An 18,177-nucleotide genomic window follows, 5' to 3' on the forward strand; every position below is an offset into this window, starting at 1 on the left:
TCACTTGAACTTCACGTCTAATATTTTCACACGATCTTTTTGCCGCTGAGCAGCAACTTTGTCGACTCTAATTGATTCTACAGTGTTTTGAATAAAAGTTTTTTTCTCAAGTACATCAAGCTTATTCCATTGCTCAGTAATAAAAGCCGACAAGATGCTAACTTCTTCAGCCGATGTTTGTTTTTGTTTGTTATCTATTACTTTGAGTAATTCTTCCTCTTTCGCCTCTTCTTCACGAATGCGTTCGGTATACTCTTCATCACTCATTAGATCATTAGCCCAGGCGTATTGCCATTTTTTTCGACGTTTTTTAATCTGATCCAATTCTTCTTCGACGTTTAGTGGGCTTTCTTCATTTTCTTTTGGTGGTTGGTAACTGCCAACAATTTCAACATCTTTAAAGTAAGTGATGAAGGTTTCTTCCAAAATTTTTTGGCTAATCATTGGCATATCGCAGGTATGATTGTAACGGTTGATGCAACGATAAGAACGGTACTCTTTGCCTTTTTCTGTCTTTTTGTGTCCCTTCATTGCCGCCCCACAACGTGCGCAGCGTAAAGCCCCCGAAAAGATATGTTTACTTGTTGCCTGTCTTGGGTGAACTCTAGCTCTACCTTTTCTAATAGATTGAGCTTTATCAAATATGCCCTGTTCGATTATTTTTGGCATTGCACCATCTACAGAAAAGGCATTTTCTTTATTAACTCGCACGCCCCACATAAGCTTTCCTGTATATGTTTCATTTTGAAGTATTCTTCTAATGGTGCTTTCTCTCCATGAACCACCTTTTTGTGTAGGTATACCTTGTTCATTTAATTTTACAGCTAACTTCTGGTCGCTCATGCCCTCGATATAGGACATATAAATCCAACGGACGATGTTTGCTTTTTCCTCGTCGATAGACACAATACCGTTTTCGTATTTGTAGCCATATGCTGGGGAGCTGCCATGCCATTGGCCCTCTCTTGTCCGTTGTGTCATTCCCATTCTTACTCGTTCACCAAGATTTTCTCGTTCCCACTGTGCCAACGCAGCCACGAGTGTTATGAAAAGGCGACCCATAGCAGTAGTTGTGTCATAAACTTCGGTAGCGCTTTTAAATTTACATCCGTTTCTTTCGAATGTGTCAAGCAATTGATAAAGGTCAAGAACAGAACGGGTTAAACGGTCAAGTCGATAAACCAATACCACATCAATAAACCCTTCTTCTATGTGTTTAAGCATTCGCTTTAATTGTGGTCTTTCAGTGTTCTTGGCTGAAACTCCTTCGTCAACATAAAACCCAACTGCATCCCAATTTTGAGAAGTTATATACGCTTGAAGTCGTTCTCTTTGAGCTGATATAGAGTAACCTTCATTTACCTGTTCCTCTGTACTAACTCTAATGTAAACTGCTGTTCTCATTCGTATGTCCTTGATGCAGAAACGACTTTCCCAAGGATGCGTATTTCATCTTCATCGTAAAATTTGGGACGCATATGAGGGTTTTCGGGGCTAAGGATTACTTTGTTCTTATCGAAAAAGACGCGCTTCACAGTCGCTTCTTCACCATTTATTAATACAACTGCTATAGACCCGTCACTTGTGTGGTTTTGTTTTCTGACAAGGATTCTGTCACCGCTATTTAAACCAGCGTCAATCATCGAATCCCCTTCTATATTTAGATAGAAATATTCACCGTCCCCAATATCTGATTTAGGCGCATAAGCGTAGCCAATCACGTTTTCGTCGGCCAATAAATTATACCCTGCTCTTACAGTTCCAAGTATAGGGATTTTTACAAGTGACTGCATGTTTAGTTTTAATGCTTCATTGTCTGACTGCCCCAATATGAGTTCAGGAATTGATGTATCCAAAACTTTGGCTATCGTGTGCAGCTTTTCAACATCAGGCGATCTTTTCCCCTTTTCATATTGGCTAATGGTTGCCGAAGATACATTTAAAATCTCGGCCAAGTCTGTTTGGCTATAACCTTTACGTATTCTTGCCTTCATTAAATTTCCAGCTAAAAGCGTTTTTGGGTCTGTCATTATTATTCACCTTCCGTTTGTATTTTCACGTTTAATAAAATAGGATAAAATTTATTTTAACGAATGCTAAATAAACGTTTGACTTTTAACGTTTTGTTATATATATTAAAGGTACAGTTTAACAATCGTTAAAAAGGGGGTGCGAGCGATGAAAAAAATGAGCGTTATTCATTTGCTAAGGCTAAAACATAACAAATCCGTTAAAGAAATTGCGGAAGTGTTAAACGTCTCCATTGTAACATATCACAGAATCGAAAGTGGTGCTCAGACAACTGATCTTAACACCATTAACAAGTTGGCTGAATTGTATAACGTCCCTGCCGAAAAGTTGTTTGAAGCAGCCCGATTTAGCGCCAAAGAATTAGATGACGTTATTTAAGGAGGTAAGTATGGGAGAGCTAAACTTGTTACGCAATAACCCCATTAGCAAGCAACCTTCGCCAGAGACTTGCCAATGGATGATGAACTTCTTCGCTAAAACATCAATACCAAGGATGAGTGAAGAAGAAAAACGCAAACTTATTAATTTGCACAGGAGGCAAAAGCATGTTCGACTTTGAAATCCAACCAACCGAACCCCACGCGCCGCAAGAGCCTCTCCCCTCCATCCTCCACCGCTGCTTGGCAAGTGTAGAGGAACACAAGGAGATGGGACACGGGGGTGTAGTAATCGACAGCACGTTTATGCGTGACTGGCAGCAGCATAAGGGACTGGTACAAAACTATCTCAGTAAGCACGGATACACCAGCAGCGATCATGATGACATGATCTATGTATTTATCAAAAGAGAGGGTGAAGAAAATGAGCGACCTAATGAAACAACTCCAAAAGCCATTTAAAGCCGAGGACATTGAATGGCGTGTCCAAAGGGCAATGAAGACGGCTAGGGGTCCTAAAGCGGTTGTGTTAGCTTATGTGACCAATCGCGCCATCATGAACCGCTTAGACGAAGTGTTTGGCGTCGGCGGCTGGCAGAACGAATATAAGGAATGGCGTAATAAAGGCGTCATGTGCGGATTATCCGTAAAGATAGACAACGAATGGATTACAAAGTGGGATGCATCCGATGAAACCAACATCGAGTCTACAAAAGGTGGCGTTTCTGGAGCCATGAAGCGTGCAGCAGTCCAATTCGGGATTGGTCGATATTTATACAATCTCGATGAAAGCTGGGTGGACATAAAAAAAGAAAAGGGGCGATATTACCACAGAAGCGGCAAAGGCAATGACGAGATCAAGGGCTACTGGGACCCGCCACAATTGCCAGCGTGGGCGCTGCCTGAAGGGGACTCTCCTAACCGGAAACAGCAAGGTGAGATCCTGAAAATTGATCTTGCTGAGAAGTGGAAAACACTTGCTAACACAATAGCCGGATTTGAAGAGTTTTACCAAGACAAAATTGCAAAAGGGCATAGTCATGCTGAGATTAACGCCTTCTTACAAGGGAAGATCGATGAAAAACAAAAATAGGGCGCCCACCCCACGTAAGCGCCCTACCCAATTACCTGCCGTCATTATAGCATATGGCGGCGAATGGAGGAATAGAAAGTGAAAAAAATCGAACTAGCAAACAAGACAGTGGAAGTAACAAGTGTTGATGATTGCCCCACTGTTTACGCAGGAGGGCGCAATTTCAGAACCGCTGCCGTCAACATAATTGATAATGGGAAGCGATCTAACAATTTGTGTATGCACATACATGAAGATGCACAAGGCAATTACTTAGACTTCACTAAAACGATATACAAGCAATTCGGAAAAGTGAAAATAAGTTAAAGGAGGAATAGGAATGGACGAAAACGAGTTCAAGAAGTTTCGTGAGTGGATTACGCTTCATGGCCTTCTCCATGGGCTGAAAGCAAATTTGAGAGTGCTGAAAGAGCGTCGTGCCAATACAGAATACGAACGGAAAAAATACCTTTATGCCCGCTCTATTAAGCGATTAGAACGCGAAATAGCTGGTGTGAGGAAATGTTTGGAGGAGTACGAATGAATAAATTTGTAGAGCAATTAGAAGCAGTTATTGAGCCGGAAACGGATACAGAAGGTTTTGTTATCGAAACGCTAGATGCTGCTATAGAAGCCCAATCCCGTGTCGCCCATTTACGCAGCAAGCAAGCTGAGATTGACAGCATTGTAGACGCTCGGATTGAAGCTTTGCAAAAAGACATTGATCGTCTCAAAGAATGGGGCGAAGAAGCCAAAAAAGAGTTTGTCGAGAAGGAACAGTTTTATACCCACCGCCTAGAGTTTTACTTGCGCGGCCAAATCGCTGCTGGCAGCAAGAAAAAATCCATCAAACTACCATACGGAGCCATCAAGATGGTCAAGCAGCAGCCGGAATTTAAGCGTAATGATAGGCAATTGCTTCATTACGCAAAAGAGAAAGGGCTTGTGAAGGTCAAAGAGACAGCCGATTGGACTGCCATTAAAAAACAAGGTTCCATCGTCGGCAATTTCCTAGTCGATGAAAATGGCGAGGTTGTCCCAGGCGTTGAAGTCCACGAGCGTGAGGACAAATTCACGGTGGAGGTGGAGCTATGAAAGCGCCAGAACTGACGGAAGGACAGCTCACAACCTTAATCCTGTCATTTGGCGTCATGTGCAGTTTGTTAACTTGGGCGTTGAGTGGCTCATGAGCGGCAGAGAGTATTGGCTAAAGCGTGCAAAGGAGCAAGTGCCCTTTGACTGGAAGCTCCAAAAAAGATTGGAAGAATGGAGCACGGAACAACTAAAGAAACGGGTGCTAATGATAGAGCAAGCCTTTGCTGATGCATTTGAAGAAGATGACGAAGAGGATGATGACCTATGACAGAGACACAACGAGCATTAAAAGAGTTCTTGTCCTATCTGCCTGAATCTCTTCATCCAAAGCTTTTAGCAGCTTTAGAGCAGGTGAAGGAGGGGAGAAAGTGAGTGAATTACCCGCAACATCGCAACGAGTCTTGGAAACCATCGAACGCCAGCTACGCGCTCAAAACAGCAAAGGACTAGCCGAGTATGGGCAAACGATTGATGACGCCCAGGGCTATGACTGGATGGCGGAAGCCCTGTCCGAATGTATCGACGCTATGCAGTATATGGCGCGATACACTCTGGAAATGGAAGAAGAAAACAAACGTCTTAAAAAGCTTCTCAGCGAAAAGAACTAACGCAGTGTTTTAGCCTAATGAGTCTGTTGTCTATATAACAAAGCGGGCGGAGATACCGCCTGCTCACTAACTAAATTGGAGGAACCAAACATGAGTCTATTGCTTGCTGCATCACTACTTTGCGGAGTCCCTAGTTTGTCGGATGCTCCCACCTATACACTGACCGAGATCGGGCAGCATGAGCTTGGCTATGCAACATATACCTTTGCATCAGAGTCGGACGAAATTACCCTCTCAGAGGACTATATAAGCGATTTTATGGCTGTTGGTCGTGAGTACGTGTTTTTCATCGATCATAGCGAAGAAGACATCTACGACGGAATTTTGGGCGTTTATCCAGTCTACTAGGGGGATTCGAAATGGATGAAATATACGAAATACCTGATTCTGTTCATGATCTGTTTCAGGAGGTAGCTGCAAATGGAGAAGCTCATTACAGAATCATCAACACCAACGAAGGCATGGACATGGATAACGTAGAGTCAATGGCACATTTCCTTTATTGCGTGGAGGTGCCAGAAGAGTTTGTTGAGCGGGACGATTACACTCAAGTCATATTAAAACATCCAGATTACGACAAGAAGATAGTTGTTGATGCAGGAGGATTAGGAGACTTTAATTCACACAGTTTTGATTGCAAATGGTATGAAGAGTAACTAAATATAGGGCGGCTCCTGCCGCCAAGGAGGATGTTTAATGGTCAAATGTAAAGCTTGCGAAGACGAATTTTATTGGAACGATCAATTGGTCGTGGTGAACGATCATTATTACCACAAAGATTGCGTTACTCTTTACCCGGCAGGCTTCGTTGCTTTTTTGGACGATGATTTTTTAGGCGAAACAGAAAACGAGGATGGACAAACCGCCTATGAAGTCTTAGACGAAGAAGACTTATTAGAAGATTAAGCGGCTCCTGCCGCCAAAGGAGGAAATAACATTGACTATTCCCGTAATCGTGTTTAAGAGCAAATCAAAAGAAGATCGGTACTTGGCTTTAAGCCCTGACGCTGGTGATTGGAGCGACCCGGACTTGGATGTCTCTATTGAGGACATAGAGCGTGCAAGGATGATTGTTAGGGACGATTTAACAAAGCCGGATGAAACGGACGTCGAAGAATGTAGACGCTTTTCCACTGCCTTTAAAAAGGCGATGCGCAAAATCTATGGATATGATACCCCTATCTCTTTTGACGTCGAACTCTGGCTAAAGCATTACGAGCCAGTGAACATTGAGCTAACACAAGAGCAGTTCGAAGCGGCAAAAGAATGGGACGAGTAAAGGAGGCTATAACATGAATACAAGTGTTAATGATGCACAGGTGACGATCTTGGTCGAGATTGACGGCCAAGTCCACCTGACAGCGATGGAAAAGGAAAAATACGAAGCCGTGACATTTTTGGCTAAAAATAGCGTAGTGGGTGTTATCCCTACGGGAAAAAGCCAAGCGGAGTTGAACGAATTTTTAGGATACGGAGGGTAATGTAGTGGATGTAGACAGCTTGTATGATTACGACGAAAACGATGTCAAGTTGTGTTGGGATATGGAACTAGCGGAAAAAATAATGGGTTGGAAAGTTGTTTGTGATAACGACAACCGCCCTGTATCGGTTTATGACGAAGTGAACGAAACGTCATATTTCATAGGGTCATATGACCAACGCGAATGGTCGCCCGTGCAAAATATCGAACAAGCATTTCAAGTGCTTGAAAAGGTTAACTGTGCATGGCAAATACGGTCGTCTGAGGAAGGTTATCGCGTGTGCTTGCAGGCGCATAACCCTGAGCTTCGGCCATCCGTAAGGCAAATTCAGATGGAAGAAGAAACGCTCGCGGATGCCATTTGCCAAGCGGTATTAGCCATTCCTGATTCGTATCTTACTTTGAGAGAGGATGTTGAACAATGAGAGAAATCGAATTTCGCGGTTACGACGGTGCGGAGTGGGTATACGGCACCGCTGTTAATTACGACAAGTATACAAACACTTGGTATCTGTTAGAACATGGAGGACCGGATGACGATTGGATACCAGTGGGTCGAGTAGGTCAATATACCGGACTAAAGGATAAAGACGACGACAAAATTTATGAGGGGGACTATTTAAGCGATGACGAAAATTTTGACTGGAAAGTAATCTTTAAAGACGGAGCGTATTATGCAGAAAGCAATGAATTGATGGCGATTCGTCTCCTGTCAGAAGTAAATCTGCATTGCCAAGTTGCAGAAGTTATTTACTAGGCCTATAAGGAGGGGAAACGGAATGGCTGCTTTAAGATTAAGTTTTGGAGATATATTAATTAATCACTCTGCAAGTGAGAGAAATCCTATAAGGAAATCTGTTTTCGTAAGAAGAACACATAAAGGCATCATGTGCACAGATATGAAAGGTAATTTCTGGGATATTCAAAATAGTGCCGTGGATGATGGAAGAATTGAAAAGGTTGGCAGTGTTATAGCTAGCAAGGCCACTACTGTATAGGAGGAACCCAAATGTGGATAGTCGTCCGAGAATGGAGCGACCGAGAAGTGGAAGTTAACGAATTTGAGAAAAGAGAGGAAGCGGAATATTTTTTTGAAGAATGGTTGGCTCTTGGTACTGCCAAAATGTATCTAGCAAAAGTTGAAAAGGTAAAGGAGGAACGGAATGGCTAAATACGCCCAAAAATTCGCGGTAGTTGAGGCTATTCAATTTACCGGATATAACTTTCAGGAGATAAAAGAGTTTATAGGGGCAAGCCTGTGTGTGCATTGTTCGGCCAACCCAGAACCCTATATCACGTTTAAGAGGAATATCTTTGGTGTCACCGCTCACGCGAACAAAGGTGACTATATCACAGGGGACTCATTCGCGGGCTTCAACGTCCACGAAAAGGAAGCTTTTGAACAGAATTATTTGAAAGTAGAAGAAGTATAGGTATCTCACTCCCCGCCCTGTGCGGGGTAATAATAGGAGGTGTAAAGATGGACATCCCATCAGACGAGACGCTAAAACGTATGTGCGAAAACGGCTATAAAAAAGCTTTGTCTCGTTACATCAACCAACACGAGTTGGATGCTAATAGATATAAAAGATGGATTGAAGAAGCAGAGAATGATTTAAAAAGGTATAAAAGCTCGTTAGTGTCCATAGAACGTAATCTTCTTGAGGACAGAGACACCTTGAAGAGAATTGAAGAGTTAGGTTTGTGATTTATCCCCGCCCTGTGCGGGGCATCACCTTTAGTAAAGTCGTATAGGGAGAGCTTCTTTCTCCCTTTCTTCTACCCGAAAATCGAACATACGTACTTATTTTGTTCGCCAATGCGCGCAATTTTGCTCGCATTTATACATGACAAAAAGGAGCTGATCCGCTTTGGTTCGCGCCCCTCCTTCCTGATATTGTATACGACTTATGCAATAGGCAGTGTGGATTTATTCATTTTCATCAAAGTAGATTAAGTCGTTTACATCAACGTCAAAAAGCTTGCAAAGCTTGTAAATTGTCTCAAATGCAATTGTTGTAGATTGCTCGTTATAAAGCTTGGAAATTGTGGTGCGGCTTAATCCAGTTTTTTCAGCAACATCTTTTATATTCATTTTGTGTTTAGCCATAAGGACGCGCAAATTATTTTTGACGATCATCGTAATCACCTCAATCATATTCTGTGTATCATTATACACAAAGGGAGTCAAAATGTAAACACGTGAAAATAAATAACCATCTATGTGTTTACAATGATTATATAGAGTGATATAATAACGACATAGGGAGGGAGGTGGAAAATAGTGAATTACGTGAACATCAAACTCCTAGAACAAATGGCCAAAAACAATATGAGGTCGATTAAAGAACTTCACGAAAAGTCCGGGGTATCCCGTACTACGATTTCCGCATTGCTAAACGGCAAAAAGAAAGCCATTCACTTTGATATTATTGTCCGTTTATGCAAAACACTTAATTGCGATATTGGCGATTTAATCAAGTTGGCTGATAACGATAAAGGAGCCGCTAGCTAGTGGCTCCGAGGCGGAAATGATTGGGTGGTTACGGTGAGTATAGTTTTGTTAAGAAAGCACAATCTTGTGCCTTCCAAAAAAAGAACGCAATTTTGCGTTCTACTCATGAAGGGAGAAAAGAAACTATGAACCAACTAACGAAAATGTTTGAGGGTCATGAATTGCGGATTGTTGAACGAGATGGGGAGCCTTGGTTTGTTGTGAAAGATGTATGTAGCATTTTGGAAATCAAAAATAATCGCGACGTTATAGCTCGACTTGATGAAGATGAAAAGGGGGTAGATTTAATCGACACCCTTGGAGGAAAGCAAAAACTAGCAACTGTTAATGAGTTTGGACTTTACAGCTTAGTTTTATCTAGTCGAAAAGCCGAGGCGAAGGAATTTAAAAGATGGATTACACATGAAGTTATTCCAAGCATCCGCAAAACGGGTTCCTACTCCCTTGAAAAAAATGAGTCTCTTTCGGTAGAAAGCCTCAGTCCAGAATTACAGATGTTTAAACAACTGTGGGACGGGATGGCAAGAAAAGAGCTTGAAGACGCTAAACGAGATGAACAAATCAAGGGTCTGGAAACTACTGTGACAGTCATCAAAGACACGTTTCTGCACAAAGATGACAATTGGCGTAAGTCAATTATCCGCATGCTCAATCAAGCGGTTAATAGCTCCAACTACGGACATCAAGAAATTAGACGCAAGAGCTATCAACTGTTAGAAGAACGAGCGCGGTGCAAGCTCAGCGTACGTCTACTGAATTTGAAAGACAGGTTGGAGGAAAGCGGCGCTACGGCCACAAGAATAAAAGAGGCTACAAAGCTAGAAGTCATTGAATCTGATGCGCGTCTGAAAGAGATTTACACAACAATTGTCAAAGAATTATCAATCGGAAGTCTTGTATAAGGAGGGTTTAACATGCTTAGACGAACATTATTGCAAACTAAAGATGGAGAAGCATCAATTGAAATTTCAAACTTTAATGGTGGAGTTGATATAACCTTAACGCAATACCAGGTGAATGAAACGGCATCTACTAAAGGGCATACCGTTTACGAGCCTGCATCACAATTAACAGTCATGTTAGAAGAAGATGAGGCGCAAACCATCGCAAACGCTCTAACAAGTTTTTTGACATAAAAATAGCCACTGCTGACACAGAGGCTAGGTAACAACCGTTACAAATATTAGGTACTAACAGTATACCATAAAACGTTGCTGTTAGTACACCTTTTTTAACAAATTAGCATTTTTGAGGTGAGAAAAATGGGCATCTTCCGAGTTAGCAAAACATCAAACTATGTCGTCATGAACCGGACGGGCCTGAATGATAAACGTCTTTCGTGGAAGGCAAAGGGGTTACTTGCTTATATGCTTTCCATGCCTGACGATTGGACATTTCATGATACAGAGCTAGAAAAGCACGCCAAGGATGGCCGAGACTCTTTGAAATCAGCAATCAAAGAGTTGAAGGACCATAAATACATGAAGCGGACTAGAAGAAAAGGAGAAGGCGGCAAGTTTGTTTGGGAAACGGCAGTGTTTGAACAACCATATACGGATTTTCCATCAATGGAGAATCCATTTACGGAAAATCCATCAATGGAAATTCCATCGATGGAAAACCCGCAACTACTAAGTACTGATATACCAAGTATTGATGTACTAAGTATTGATAAACCAAGTACTGATAAAAAGACCGAGCAGAAACCTGCTCCTGGTTCTTACTCAACCGAGTTTGAAGAGTTTTGGAAACTCTACCCTCGCAAAGTAGACAAAAAGATGGCTTACCGTAAATGGCGTGAGGTAAGAAAGAAACACTCTGCACAAGAAATCATGGACGGTTTGGCAGGCTACAAACGCGAGATAGAGCAGAAGAAAACAGCGACCGAGTATATCAAACATGCTAAAACGTTCCTGCATAACGAATGTTTTAAAGAATACGAGGGGGGTGCTGAGGTTGCGGAGTCTAGCGGACGCAATGAATACGAAGGGTACAACTTCGATAAAGAATTTACCCCAAATTTCTGATGAACGTTGCCCTGATTGTTCCCGCTACCTGTTAATAGTTGACGGGAAGCTAAGCTGTGGCTACTGCTCCCTAGTCAAAGCGGAGGACGAACGAATTGGCAAAGAAGCCCGCAAAGAGTTGGAACGCAGGGAGCAGATGAAGGCATTAAAGCTTTTTGACCAAGAGAGCATTATTAACGACCGTCTAAAGGCCGTAACATTCGAAAGTTACGAGCCTGCCAACCCTAGCCAAGAAAAAGCAAAACAGACGGTTATGCGCTATGTACAAAATTTCAGCAAAGAAAACCCCGTTCCGTTGCTGATTAGGGGTGATTATGGACTTGGAAAAAGCCACTTAGCTGCGGCGGCGGTGAAGGAACTTGCTAAAAAGAACGTAACGTCCATTTTTATAAGCGTTCCTAAGCTTCTGACGAAGATTAAGGGGACATGGGATAAAGAGTCTGACGTAAGCGAAAACGAGCTACTAGATGCCCTGGAACGCGTAGATTGCCTTGTTTTAGATGATCTAGGAGCTGAACAAACAAAAAAGCCTAAGAACGGCGAAATTACGTGGGGTGTATCTAAGCTATTCGAGATTATTGACGCCAGGATAGGCAAACACACGATATTTACAACCAATCTCGAACATGAAGAACTACAAAAACATTTAGGGCCGCGTAATTTCTCCAGGGCGATGGAGGGAGTCCATCCCATTAAGATCGAGGGAGACGACTACAGATTAAGGAAATTCAAGGAGGGCTAAAACGTGAGGGTCTATGTTGTGCTATATAAGACCGTTAGATACACCATTGCGTACGGACGTAGGTACGAAGAAGTCCATGTGGTTGGTGTGTATACATCCGAGAAAAGAGCGATTAACAGGGTTTCGTTTGAAAGAGGATTGCTAGGTGACTCAAAGGATGTTTGTTGGTATGAAAAATCGGAACTCAAGGGGATGACGGCATGATCGAAACATACAGAAAGGCGCTGGCCGCTGCTGGCGCCGACACGCTCAAGGAAATGGACGAAGTGATAGAGAGGACGCGGGATAAAATCCTATTTGGAAAACCGGAAGAGTGCACCAGAAACCATCTCACGCCTGTACCTGGCGGATTTGCAACGGCAGCATGTAGCTGCTCGGCCTGTCGGGCAAGGAAGGAGCACTATAACAAAGTAATCATGGCCAAGCGGTTGCGGCAGTTGGCCGAATGGAGGGAAGAGTCATGCAAGCGACGGAGAGCTTTATAAAAAAGAACGGCTGGAATCGTGAAAAAGAACGGCTAAAGCTTAATTGCTACGTTGCAGGAATGGACATTGACTATACCTGGACGCCCAGAGAAAAGCAGATTTTTAAGCAATTGTATAATGACGGCCGCACCTTATCGGAGGTATCCCGTTATTTGAAACGCAGTCAAGCAGATGTATTGATACTTGCGCTTGACTTGCAGGAAAAGGGGCAATTGAGGCCAAGGAAGACAGTGTTTTTCGCATGAACAAGCGGCAAGCATTACTACACGAACAAATGCAAATAACAGAAAACCATTGCAATAATTGCCCATTCGGTGCTTTGCAAACAGACACGCATTGCAAGTCATGTGACCATTACTATAGACTTCGCAAAATTGGCAATGATCTGTTAAAAGAAACGGAAGAAAAGCGAATCAACAAGGGGTTAAAAAGCGTATCAAGCTACGGCAGAGGGCTTCCGCCAAAGGCTGAATGCACTTTGACAGTCACGGAATATAGGAGGCTCAAACACAAAGGTTATAAGGATGCAGTTGTTGCTGAGATAAACGGATGTTCACTGCGGCAACTCCTAAAATGGAAGCACAAAAACAACCTAGTGAGAAGGTGAAGTTTTGGAAACTGCTGTGTTGTCGCGGGAACAAAAAAGCCGAAATGAAATGATAATGGACAACATCGGGCTAGTGCATCATGTATGCAAGCAGTTTAAGTCCAGAGGCGAACTAGCGGGCATCCCCTACGAAGATTTAATTCAGGTAGGTACGATTGGCCTAATCAAAGCAGTCGATAGATTCGAACCGGAAAGAGAGTTGGCTTTTTCAACTTATGCAGTACCCAAAATCAGCTTCGAAATCCGGAAAGAATTTCGAGACTACAACCCTGATCTAAAACTAACTAGGTCAGTAAAACTAGCTGTCATGAAGATACGGTATTTAGACAACTGGGAGCAATTATCGATTGAAGAAATAGCTGACCAGCTAGAGATTGAGAAAGCAATTGCGCAAGAAGCGGTTTCTTATTTGGGTGGTTCAATAGTTTCGCTTGACAGTGTGGTTCACGGCGATGACGGGAAAGACGTAAAAGTTGCTGATTTGACAAGCGATAACACGAAGGATGAAACGGAACAGGATGTAAAGGAATTCCTTTCCCTGTTAGATGAACGAATGAGAGTAATTACACAAATGACACTCGAAGGACATCCTCAAACAACAATAGCTGAGGAAATCGGAGTAAGCCAAGTGCAAGTAAGTCGGATTATCAAAAATCGCATTGCCCCGCTTTTAAAACTTTACTTGGAGGGAGAACCGATGGCTAAAGGAAACCTGAAATTGGCGAAAAAGATGTTAGTTGAAACTAATAAAAGTGCAAGTGAAATTGCAAAGGAAACTGGCTGTAATGTAGGGACGCTATACACCTACAAAAGTCAACTCAACAAAAAACAAGGGGGTTCCAAAGTGGAAGCCAAACCGAAGTTGTTAAGAGAAAAGGAAGTAACGCCAAACTATTCTGACTCAAACCCTGAAATGGATGCATTAAAGACATTGATACACAAATTGGAAGAAGACAACAAAAAGCTTAGGGTCGAGATAAAGCAACTGAAAGAGCAGCAAGAAGCATCTAAAGACCAACTACTGATTAAGGCAGAAAGGGACTTGTATTATTGGGCATGGCAAAAAGAAGTAACCAAAGAAACGGCGGTATAGCTTATGAAAGACCTATCACAGCAACCCGTTAGAGCGGTTGAGAAACCGCAGTATAAAAGGCGTGGAAGAAAAAGAGCGGACAGAGGCAAGTTTCCTGAGTCTGTGAGGAATAAAATAAAGCGCCATTTTAGGGGAGCATGCCAGGAATGCGGTGGAATAGGCGTCCATATCCACCACGTAAAGCCGAAGGGCAGTGGAAAAGGGCGCGGAGTATTCACGAATGGACTACTTCTTTGCAACGATTGCCACCACGCCATTCATGCAGAGCTGGAACAAAAACGGCTGAAATACTGGCAAAGGGTGTTTGAAGAAAAATATGGTTCCAACTATTACAAAGACCAAGAAGATTTGGAACGGGAAGAACGGGAGAGGTTGTTATGCGGTGGCTAACCTACCATCGGGAAGGGGACGAAAGGCTGTTGGTCATCCAAGTGTACGCAGAAAATGAAACTGAGCAGGTATTGGACAAAGAAAAGGTGCCGGGGCGGGTCCGTAAACCCCTGGCAGATTGGTAGGGCATACATGTCTAACGAGTTACACGAAAACTGCAAGAGGTGCGGTCGGGTGCTAAAGAGCGAAGTTAGCCAGCGCAGAGGGTACGGGAAAACTTGCGCGGAGAAAGTGAACTACGGCAAAGAAATGGACCTTACAAAACTATTAGAGGGGGAAGCGGAACATGTGGGAGATTAATCACCGTCCAGGCTACGCAACAATAACAAATGGAATAGAAATCATAGCGAGGATATACCCGCATAAAGGCGGCTTGTTTGTAAAGAGCACACTTACAGGACGGGATTACACAGTTAGTAATGAGGTCGAGGCGTTGGCGGCCATAGAAAAGGAGTTGGTTTAGATGAACCCAAGAAAAAGCTTAAGAACAGTTATTGTAAAGCCAAAAGGATACAAGATTCCTGAGACAACAGGATACTTCCACGGATTTTATACAGACGGCGATATGGAAGAAGGGATAGATGTTTGTGCGGTAGTTGAGCTAGAAGATGGGACGGTAAGGGTAGTATTTGCCCATCAAGTGCAATTTACGGATGTAGAAAAGGAGCTGGTATAGATGCTAAACCGCGTAGTGCTTGTAGGGCGATTGACACGCGACCCAGAGTTACGTTTTACCCCTAATGGAGTGGCAGTAGCCAATTTCACGCTTGCCGTAAATCGGCCGTTTTCAAACCAGCAAGGAGAACGGGAAGCGGACTTCATCAACTGTGTTATTTGGCGCAAACCCGCTGAGAACGTCGCCAATTTCCTGAAAAAAGGGAGCCTAGCAGGAGTTGACGGCCGTGTCCAAACGCGGAGCTATGACAACAACGAAGGGAAAAGGGTGTTCGTTACTGAGGTTGTGGCTGAAAGCGTCCAATTCCTGGAGCCTAAAGGCAGCAAAGGTCAAAGCGACACAAGCGACCAAGGCGGATATGACGACCCGTTCGGCGGTGGGGGAGGCATAGACATTTCCGATGATGATTTACCATTTTAAGGAAGAAGGTGAACTGTTATGTACGGGACACCAGTGAAAGAAAGTGACTTTGATACCGATTCCCGCAATCCGCGATTTGTGGCTTACCTGATAGATAAAGGTCTTAAACCAGGCGACACCTGGAAAACCTACGAATTTATGATCTGGTGCAACGAGATCGTGCGTGATTACCGAGAGGCAAAGGGATTAGTCGAGGGAGAGCGTCACAATCAAGACGATTTGTCAAATTGGATAGCGGAGAAGGTTGGGACTAATGAACAACTTTCCTTGTTTTAGGGGGGCGCCATGAGTCAGAAATACAACTACGGACGAAAAAAAGATCGTAATCCAGACAGCAAATACGCCTATGACCCTGAGAAATTGGACGATGACATAAAAGCAAACATCCAGAGGATTGAGAGAAAAAGAGAGCGCATAAAAAGGGTTATTAACGAAGAAATCACAAGCGAACCAACGCGTATGGAAGAAACATTCTCCCTCATGATTGATGTGCTGAGGGAGAAGAAAAAACAATACGGATTATAAAAATGGAGGCGCTTATGGAACAAGTAAAGATCAAGCTATTAAACGAAAACGCGGTAATGCCAACATACGGGAGCGAGGGGGCGGCTGGCTTTGACCTTTATGCGGCAGAGGACGTCATTATTGAGCCAGGACAAACCAAAAAAGTGCCGCTAGGGCTGGCTTTTGAGCTACCGATTGGCTATGTGCTGTATATCATGCCGCGGTCTGGTATCAGCTACAAAACAAAGTTACGGCAGCCTAATTCCGTTGGTGTTATAGATTCGGACTATCGCGGAGAGGTAGCGATGATGTTTGACAACATCGAAGAAGGTGGAGAGAACTACGTATCTCTAATAGCGGGCATTGACGGAAAGTATGTGCTAGATACATCGGCAAGCCGTTATCCCGATGGAACATATATAGTCCGTAAAGGCGACAGAGTTTGCCAGGGAGTAATCCAAAAGCTGCCTGAAATTGAGCTAGTGCAGGCTGGGGAGCTATCAGAGACAAAGAGAGGCGCCGGGGGCTTTGGTTCTACTGGTGTACATGGCTAAAAAGCGCTGGGGTGACGCTGTGAGGGAGCAGAGATACGGCCCTGCTCCCGAAGTTAAGAAGATTACGCGAGTCGGCCGCTGCAAGTGTGGTGCTGGCACATTTAGATTAAGGGTGGTCGACGGAAACTGGACAAGAAGATGCTTAGTTTGCGAGGAGGTTACGCAAATATGATATGGCTACCACACATAATAGGCGGGTTAGGATTGATTTTGATTGCTATTATCATAGCGACCAGCATCGCCCTTAGAATCATATCCAAAAAAGAGAGTGTGTGGAGGGATTGGGATCATGGCGAACGTGATTGAATTTACCATAGATGGAGAGGTGCAGGCACAAGGGCGGCCGCGGGCTAGCAAAACAGCAAATGGTCGGACAATTATGTATGACCCTCCTACCTCACGCAACTATAAACAGTATGTAAAGTTGGTTGCGAGTCAATATAAGCCAGAAACGCCATACGAGGGCGAAATAGAGTTATCTGTCACCGTGTATAAGCAAATACCAAAGAGCATGCCTAAGTGGCGCCAGGAGCTTGCCAGGGCGGGCAAATTACGTCCGGTAACAAAGCCGGATTTGGACAACTATGTAAAAGGTATTAAAGACGGCATGACAGGCATCATCTGGCGGGATGACAACCAAGTTACACGGCTTGTCATCGAGAAAAAATACAGCGATTCGCCGAGAGCCGAAGTTAAGGTAATCGAGCGCCCGCTACCTGAACGGAAAAAGAAAGACACAAGAGGAATCATAAGTAGATGGACGGAAGCCATTCAAAATAGCTAGAGGGGGAGAGGCAATGAACGAAACATTTACTATCCAACTGACTGAGGACGAGGTTGCCCTTACGCTATTTAGTTTAGCGGCCACACTTCATGGATATGAAAAGGCGGTATCGGATGGACACCAGCTAACTTTAGAAGAGCGCCTATTGCGAGAGTATGTAAAAGAATACAAGGAAAAACTATCGTCAATTTATTACAAGGGGGAACAGGAATGACTGCAAAAGAGAAGACTTTTAGCAAAGAGGAAGACGTTGTGATTTCGACTATAAATTTAGCATTGCAAATCGGATTGGTGTTTTTAAATCCTCTGCTGTTGATGTTTTATTGGAACTGGTTTGTAGTCCCGGTCTTGGGATTAGTGGAATTAACCTACGTTACTGCATTTGGACTAATGATAGTTGTGTGGTTTTTAACAAAGTTCCCTCGCCAAAAAGTAAGGGACGAACCAATTGAACATCTGAAATTAGTCATTTCCCGTTACGTTTTATTGGCTCTCCTGTTGGTAACGGCACTGATTATTCGCGGAATGATGTAGAGGGGGGAGAAGAAATGAGCGGGATTAGGATTTTATTAAAGGGCGGCCAATCCATAGATTTCAGGGGGATAAGCCTAGAAGAGTTCGTGGAAGAATTCACGAATCGGAAAGGGGATGTCTTAGTCATAGGGAGCGTTGAAGGTTTAAAGCTCGCGCTTCGTTGGTCGGAGATTGTAGGAGCGG

Annotated in this window: 43 protein-coding genes; 40 read left to right on the forward strand and 3 right to left on the reverse strand. The window is 43.5% G+C overall.

The features are described 5' to 3' along the window. Window positions 1-1,404, reverse strand: a complete 1,404-nt coding sequence (locus N6H06_RS20945) for a recombinase family protein (RefSeq protein WP_263707863.1) — start codon at window positions 1,402-1,404, stop codon at window positions 1-3. Next, window positions 1,401-2,030 carry a LexA family protein gene (locus tag N6H06_RS20950; RefSeq protein WP_263707864.1) on the reverse strand — a complete coding sequence of 210 codons (630 nt, stop codon included), beginning with the start codon at window positions 2,028-2,030 and terminating at the stop codon, window positions 1,401-1,403. Before N6H06_RS20950 ends, N6H06_RS20945 begins: the two co-directional genes overlap by 4 nt. A 148-nt stretch (window positions 2,031-2,178) precedes the next feature. Between N6H06_RS20950 and N6H06_RS20955 the strand changes: the two genes are divergently transcribed. The 19 genes from N6H06_RS20955 to N6H06_RS21045 all read left to right on the forward strand — a co-directional run bounded on the left by N6H06_RS20955 (window position 2,179) and on the right by N6H06_RS21045 (window position 8,371). Next, window positions 2,179-2,409: a helix-turn-helix transcriptional regulator gene (locus N6H06_RS20955; protein WP_041823979.1), complete on the forward strand. Its 231-nt coding sequence runs from the start codon at window positions 2,179-2,181 to the stop codon at window positions 2,407-2,409. Between the two features lie 167 nt (window positions 2,410-2,576). Then, window positions 2,577-2,870, forward strand: a complete 294-nt coding sequence (locus N6H06_RS20960) for a hypothetical protein (protein WP_263707865.1) — start codon at window positions 2,577-2,579, stop codon at window positions 2,868-2,870. Continuing rightward, a complete protein-coding gene (locus tag N6H06_RS20965; RefSeq protein ID WP_263707866.1) occupies window positions 2,845-3,501 on the forward strand; it encodes a Rad52/Rad22 family DNA repair protein in 657 nt (218 codons plus the stop codon). The genes N6H06_RS20960 and N6H06_RS20965 overlap by 26 nt, the downstream gene beginning before the upstream one ends. 78 nt (window positions 3,502-3,579) lie before the next feature. Next, window positions 3,580-3,807, forward strand: a complete 228-nt coding sequence (locus N6H06_RS20970; RefSeq protein ID WP_263707867.1) for a hypothetical protein — start codon at window positions 3,580-3,582, stop codon at window positions 3,805-3,807. A gap of 13 nt (window positions 3,808-3,820) precedes the next feature. After that, window positions 3,821-4,024, forward strand: a complete 204-nt coding sequence (locus tag N6H06_RS20975; protein WP_263707868.1) for a hypothetical protein — start codon at window positions 3,821-3,823, stop codon at window positions 4,022-4,024. Continuing rightward, window positions 4,021-4,575, forward strand: coding sequence for a host-nuclease inhibitor Gam family protein (locus N6H06_RS20980; protein ID WP_263707869.1), 555 nt, complete (start codon window positions 4,021-4,023; stop codon window positions 4,573-4,575). The genes N6H06_RS20975 and N6H06_RS20980 overlap by 4 nt, the downstream gene beginning before the upstream one ends. A 91-nt stretch (window positions 4,576-4,666) precedes the next feature. Next, window positions 4,667-4,843 carry a hypothetical protein gene (locus N6H06_RS20985; RefSeq protein WP_263707870.1) on the forward strand — a complete coding sequence of 59 codons (177 nt, stop codon included), beginning with the start codon at window positions 4,667-4,669 and terminating at the stop codon, window positions 4,841-4,843. A gap of 100 nt (window positions 4,844-4,943) precedes the next feature. Further along, on the forward strand, window positions 4,944-5,183 hold the full coding sequence (locus N6H06_RS20990) for a hypothetical protein (RefSeq protein WP_263707871.1): 240 nt from the start codon (window positions 4,944-4,946) through the stop codon (window positions 5,181-5,183). A gap of 90 nt (window positions 5,184-5,273) precedes the next feature. Beyond that, on the forward strand, window positions 5,274-5,531 hold the full coding sequence (locus N6H06_RS20995) for a hypothetical protein (protein WP_263707872.1): 258 nt from the start codon (window positions 5,274-5,276) through the stop codon (window positions 5,529-5,531). 11 nt (window positions 5,532-5,542) lie between these two features. After that, window positions 5,543-5,839 carry a hypothetical protein gene (locus tag N6H06_RS21000; RefSeq protein ID WP_263707873.1) on the forward strand — a complete coding sequence of 99 codons (297 nt, stop codon included), beginning with the start codon at window positions 5,543-5,545 and terminating at the stop codon, window positions 5,837-5,839. Window positions 5,840-5,879: 40 nt separating this feature from the next. Then, complete coding sequence (locus N6H06_RS21005) at window positions 5,880-6,089, forward strand: hypothetical protein (protein WP_263707874.1); 210 nt, start codon at window positions 5,880-5,882, stop codon at window positions 6,087-6,089. Window positions 6,090-6,120: 31 nt separating this feature from the next. After that, entirely contained in the window at window positions 6,121-6,462 is a 342-nt protein-coding gene (locus N6H06_RS21010) for a hypothetical protein (RefSeq protein WP_263707875.1), read from the forward strand. A 13-nt stretch (window positions 6,463-6,475) separates the two neighbouring features. Beyond that, a complete protein-coding gene (locus N6H06_RS21015; RefSeq protein WP_263707876.1) occupies window positions 6,476-6,664 on the forward strand; it encodes a hypothetical protein in 189 nt (62 codons plus the stop codon). A gap of 4 nt (window positions 6,665-6,668) precedes the next feature. After that, window positions 6,669-7,088 carry a BC1872 family protein gene (locus tag N6H06_RS21020; protein WP_263707877.1) on the forward strand — a complete coding sequence of 140 codons (420 nt, stop codon included), beginning with the start codon at window positions 6,669-6,671 and terminating at the stop codon, window positions 7,086-7,088. After that, window positions 7,085-7,420 (forward strand): YopX family protein, encoded by a 336-nt coding sequence (locus N6H06_RS21025; protein ID WP_263707878.1) that lies wholly within the window; start codon window positions 7,085-7,087, stop codon window positions 7,418-7,420. The genes N6H06_RS21020 and N6H06_RS21025 overlap by 4 nt, the downstream gene beginning before the upstream one ends. 22 nt (window positions 7,421-7,442) lie before the next feature. Next, on the forward strand, window positions 7,443-7,661 hold the full coding sequence (locus N6H06_RS21030) for a hypothetical protein (protein WP_263707879.1): 219 nt from the start codon (window positions 7,443-7,445) through the stop codon (window positions 7,659-7,661). 11 nt (window positions 7,662-7,672) lie between these two features. Then, window positions 7,673-7,834, forward strand: coding sequence for a hypothetical protein (locus tag N6H06_RS21035; protein ID WP_263707880.1), 162 nt, complete (start codon window positions 7,673-7,675; stop codon window positions 7,832-7,834). Next, a complete protein-coding gene (locus tag N6H06_RS21040) occupies window positions 7,827-8,096 on the forward strand; it encodes a hypothetical protein (RefSeq protein WP_263707881.1) in 270 nt (89 codons plus the stop codon). Before N6H06_RS21035 ends, N6H06_RS21040 begins: the two co-directional genes overlap by 8 nt. A 47-nt stretch (window positions 8,097-8,143) precedes the next feature. After that, the gene (locus N6H06_RS21045) at window positions 8,144-8,371 is read left to right on the forward strand and encodes a hypothetical protein (protein ID WP_263707882.1); all 228 of its coding nucleotides are present in this window, start codon (window positions 8,144-8,146) and stop codon (window positions 8,369-8,371) included. A 222-nt stretch (window positions 8,372-8,593) separates the two neighbouring features. Here the strand turns inward: N6H06_RS21045 and N6H06_RS21050 are convergent, their stop codons facing one another. Further along, the gene (locus tag N6H06_RS21050) at window positions 8,594-8,803 is read right to left on the reverse strand and encodes a helix-turn-helix domain-containing protein (protein ID WP_263707883.1); all 210 of its coding nucleotides are present in this window, start codon (window positions 8,801-8,803) and stop codon (window positions 8,594-8,596) included. 144 nt (window positions 8,804-8,947) lie between these two features. Between N6H06_RS21050 and N6H06_RS21055 the strand changes: the two genes are divergently transcribed. The 21 genes from N6H06_RS21055 to N6H06_RS21150 all read left to right on the forward strand — a co-directional run bounded on the left by N6H06_RS21055 (window position 8,948) and on the right by N6H06_RS21150 (window position 17,994). Continuing rightward, on the forward strand, window positions 8,948-9,178 hold the full coding sequence (locus tag N6H06_RS21055) for a helix-turn-helix domain-containing protein (protein ID WP_212930112.1): 231 nt from the start codon (window positions 8,948-8,950) through the stop codon (window positions 9,176-9,178). 20 nt (window positions 9,179-9,198) lie between these two features. Beyond that, entirely contained in the window at window positions 9,199-10,080 is an 882-nt protein-coding gene (locus N6H06_RS21060; protein WP_263707884.1) for a BRO-N domain-containing protein, read from the forward strand. Between the two features lie 12 nt (window positions 10,081-10,092). Then, window positions 10,093-10,314, forward strand: a complete 222-nt coding sequence (locus tag N6H06_RS21065; protein ID WP_263707885.1) for a hypothetical protein — start codon at window positions 10,093-10,095, stop codon at window positions 10,312-10,314. A gap of 126 nt (window positions 10,315-10,440) precedes the next feature. Then, window positions 10,441-11,205, forward strand: coding sequence for a helix-turn-helix domain-containing protein (locus tag N6H06_RS21070; protein WP_263707886.1), 765 nt, complete (start codon window positions 10,441-10,443; stop codon window positions 11,203-11,205). Then, window positions 11,135-11,947, forward strand: coding sequence for an ATP-binding protein (locus N6H06_RS21075; protein ID WP_263707887.1), 813 nt, complete (start codon window positions 11,135-11,137; stop codon window positions 11,945-11,947). Before N6H06_RS21070 ends, N6H06_RS21075 begins: the two co-directional genes overlap by 71 nt. A 3-nt stretch (window positions 11,948-11,950) precedes the next feature. Next, entirely contained in the window at window positions 11,951-12,151 is a 201-nt protein-coding gene (locus tag N6H06_RS21080; protein ID WP_263707888.1) for a hypothetical protein, read from the forward strand. Next, on the forward strand, window positions 12,148-12,432 hold the full coding sequence (locus N6H06_RS21085; protein ID WP_263707889.1) for a helix-turn-helix domain-containing protein: 285 nt from the start codon (window positions 12,148-12,150) through the stop codon (window positions 12,430-12,432). The genes N6H06_RS21080 and N6H06_RS21085 overlap by 4 nt, the downstream gene beginning before the upstream one ends. Continuing rightward, complete coding sequence (locus N6H06_RS21090) at window positions 12,408-12,677, forward strand: hypothetical protein (RefSeq protein WP_263707890.1); 270 nt, start codon at window positions 12,408-12,410, stop codon at window positions 12,675-12,677. The genes N6H06_RS21085 and N6H06_RS21090 overlap by 25 nt, the downstream gene beginning before the upstream one ends. 366 nt (window positions 12,678-13,043) lie before the next feature. Further along, on the forward strand, window positions 13,044-14,132 hold the full coding sequence (locus N6H06_RS21095) for a sigma-70 family RNA polymerase sigma factor (RefSeq protein WP_263707891.1): 1,089 nt from the start codon (window positions 13,044-13,046) through the stop codon (window positions 14,130-14,132). A gap of 3 nt (window positions 14,133-14,135) precedes the next feature. Continuing rightward, the gene (locus tag N6H06_RS21100; RefSeq protein WP_263707892.1) at window positions 14,136-14,522 is read left to right on the forward strand and encodes an HNH endonuclease; all 387 of its coding nucleotides are present in this window, start codon (window positions 14,136-14,138) and stop codon (window positions 14,520-14,522) included. Then, window positions 14,510-14,647, forward strand: a complete 138-nt coding sequence (locus N6H06_RS21105; protein WP_263707893.1) for a hypothetical protein — start codon at window positions 14,510-14,512, stop codon at window positions 14,645-14,647. Before N6H06_RS21100 ends, N6H06_RS21105 begins: the two co-directional genes overlap by 13 nt. A gap of 7 nt (window positions 14,648-14,654) precedes the next feature. After that, on the forward strand, window positions 14,655-14,822 hold the full coding sequence (locus N6H06_RS23210) for a DUF6011 domain-containing protein (protein WP_404830373.1): 168 nt from the start codon (window positions 14,655-14,657) through the stop codon (window positions 14,820-14,822). Then, on the forward strand, window positions 14,809-14,985 hold the full coding sequence (locus N6H06_RS21110) for a hypothetical protein (protein WP_216924716.1): 177 nt from the start codon (window positions 14,809-14,811) through the stop codon (window positions 14,983-14,985). The genes N6H06_RS23210 and N6H06_RS21110 overlap by 14 nt, the downstream gene beginning before the upstream one ends. After that, a complete protein-coding gene (locus tag N6H06_RS21115; protein ID WP_263707894.1) occupies window positions 14,986-15,198 on the forward strand; it encodes a hypothetical protein in 213 nt (70 codons plus the stop codon). Then, window positions 15,199-15,618 (forward strand): single-stranded DNA-binding protein, encoded by a 420-nt coding sequence (gene ssb, locus N6H06_RS21120; RefSeq protein WP_263707895.1) that lies wholly within the window; start codon window positions 15,199-15,201, stop codon window positions 15,616-15,618. It begins immediately after the preceding gene. Between the two features lie 18 nt (window positions 15,619-15,636). Continuing rightward, the gene (locus N6H06_RS21125) at window positions 15,637-15,894 is read left to right on the forward strand and encodes a hypothetical protein (protein ID WP_263707896.1); all 258 of its coding nucleotides are present in this window, start codon (window positions 15,637-15,639) and stop codon (window positions 15,892-15,894) included. A 9-nt stretch (window positions 15,895-15,903) separates the two neighbouring features. After that, window positions 15,904-16,143, forward strand: coding sequence for a hypothetical protein (locus tag N6H06_RS21130; RefSeq protein ID WP_095317379.1), 240 nt, complete (start codon window positions 15,904-15,906; stop codon window positions 16,141-16,143). A 14-nt stretch (window positions 16,144-16,157) separates the two neighbouring features. Next, complete coding sequence (locus N6H06_RS21135; protein WP_263707897.1) at window positions 16,158-16,676, forward strand: dUTP diphosphatase; 519 nt, start codon at window positions 16,158-16,160, stop codon at window positions 16,674-16,676. Window positions 16,677-16,965: 289 nt separating this feature from the next. Continuing rightward, complete coding sequence (locus N6H06_RS21140; RefSeq protein ID WP_318527599.1) at window positions 16,966-17,460, forward strand: RusA family crossover junction endodeoxyribonuclease; 495 nt, start codon at window positions 16,966-16,968, stop codon at window positions 17,458-17,460. 13 nt (window positions 17,461-17,473) lie between these two features. Next, entirely contained in the window at window positions 17,474-17,674 is a 201-nt protein-coding gene (locus N6H06_RS21145; protein ID WP_263707898.1) for a hypothetical protein, read from the forward strand. After that, on the forward strand, window positions 17,671-17,994 hold the full coding sequence (locus tag N6H06_RS21150) for a hypothetical protein (protein ID WP_263707899.1): 324 nt from the start codon (window positions 17,671-17,673) through the stop codon (window positions 17,992-17,994). The genes N6H06_RS21145 and N6H06_RS21150 overlap by 4 nt, the downstream gene beginning before the upstream one ends. Window positions 17,995-18,177: the final 183 nt, after the last annotated feature.

Origin of the sequence: Shouchella tritolerans, from assembly GCF_025770735.1 — a bacterium.
GTDB lineage: Bacteria > Bacillota > Bacilli > Bacillales > Bacillaceae_D > Shouchella > Shouchella tritolerans.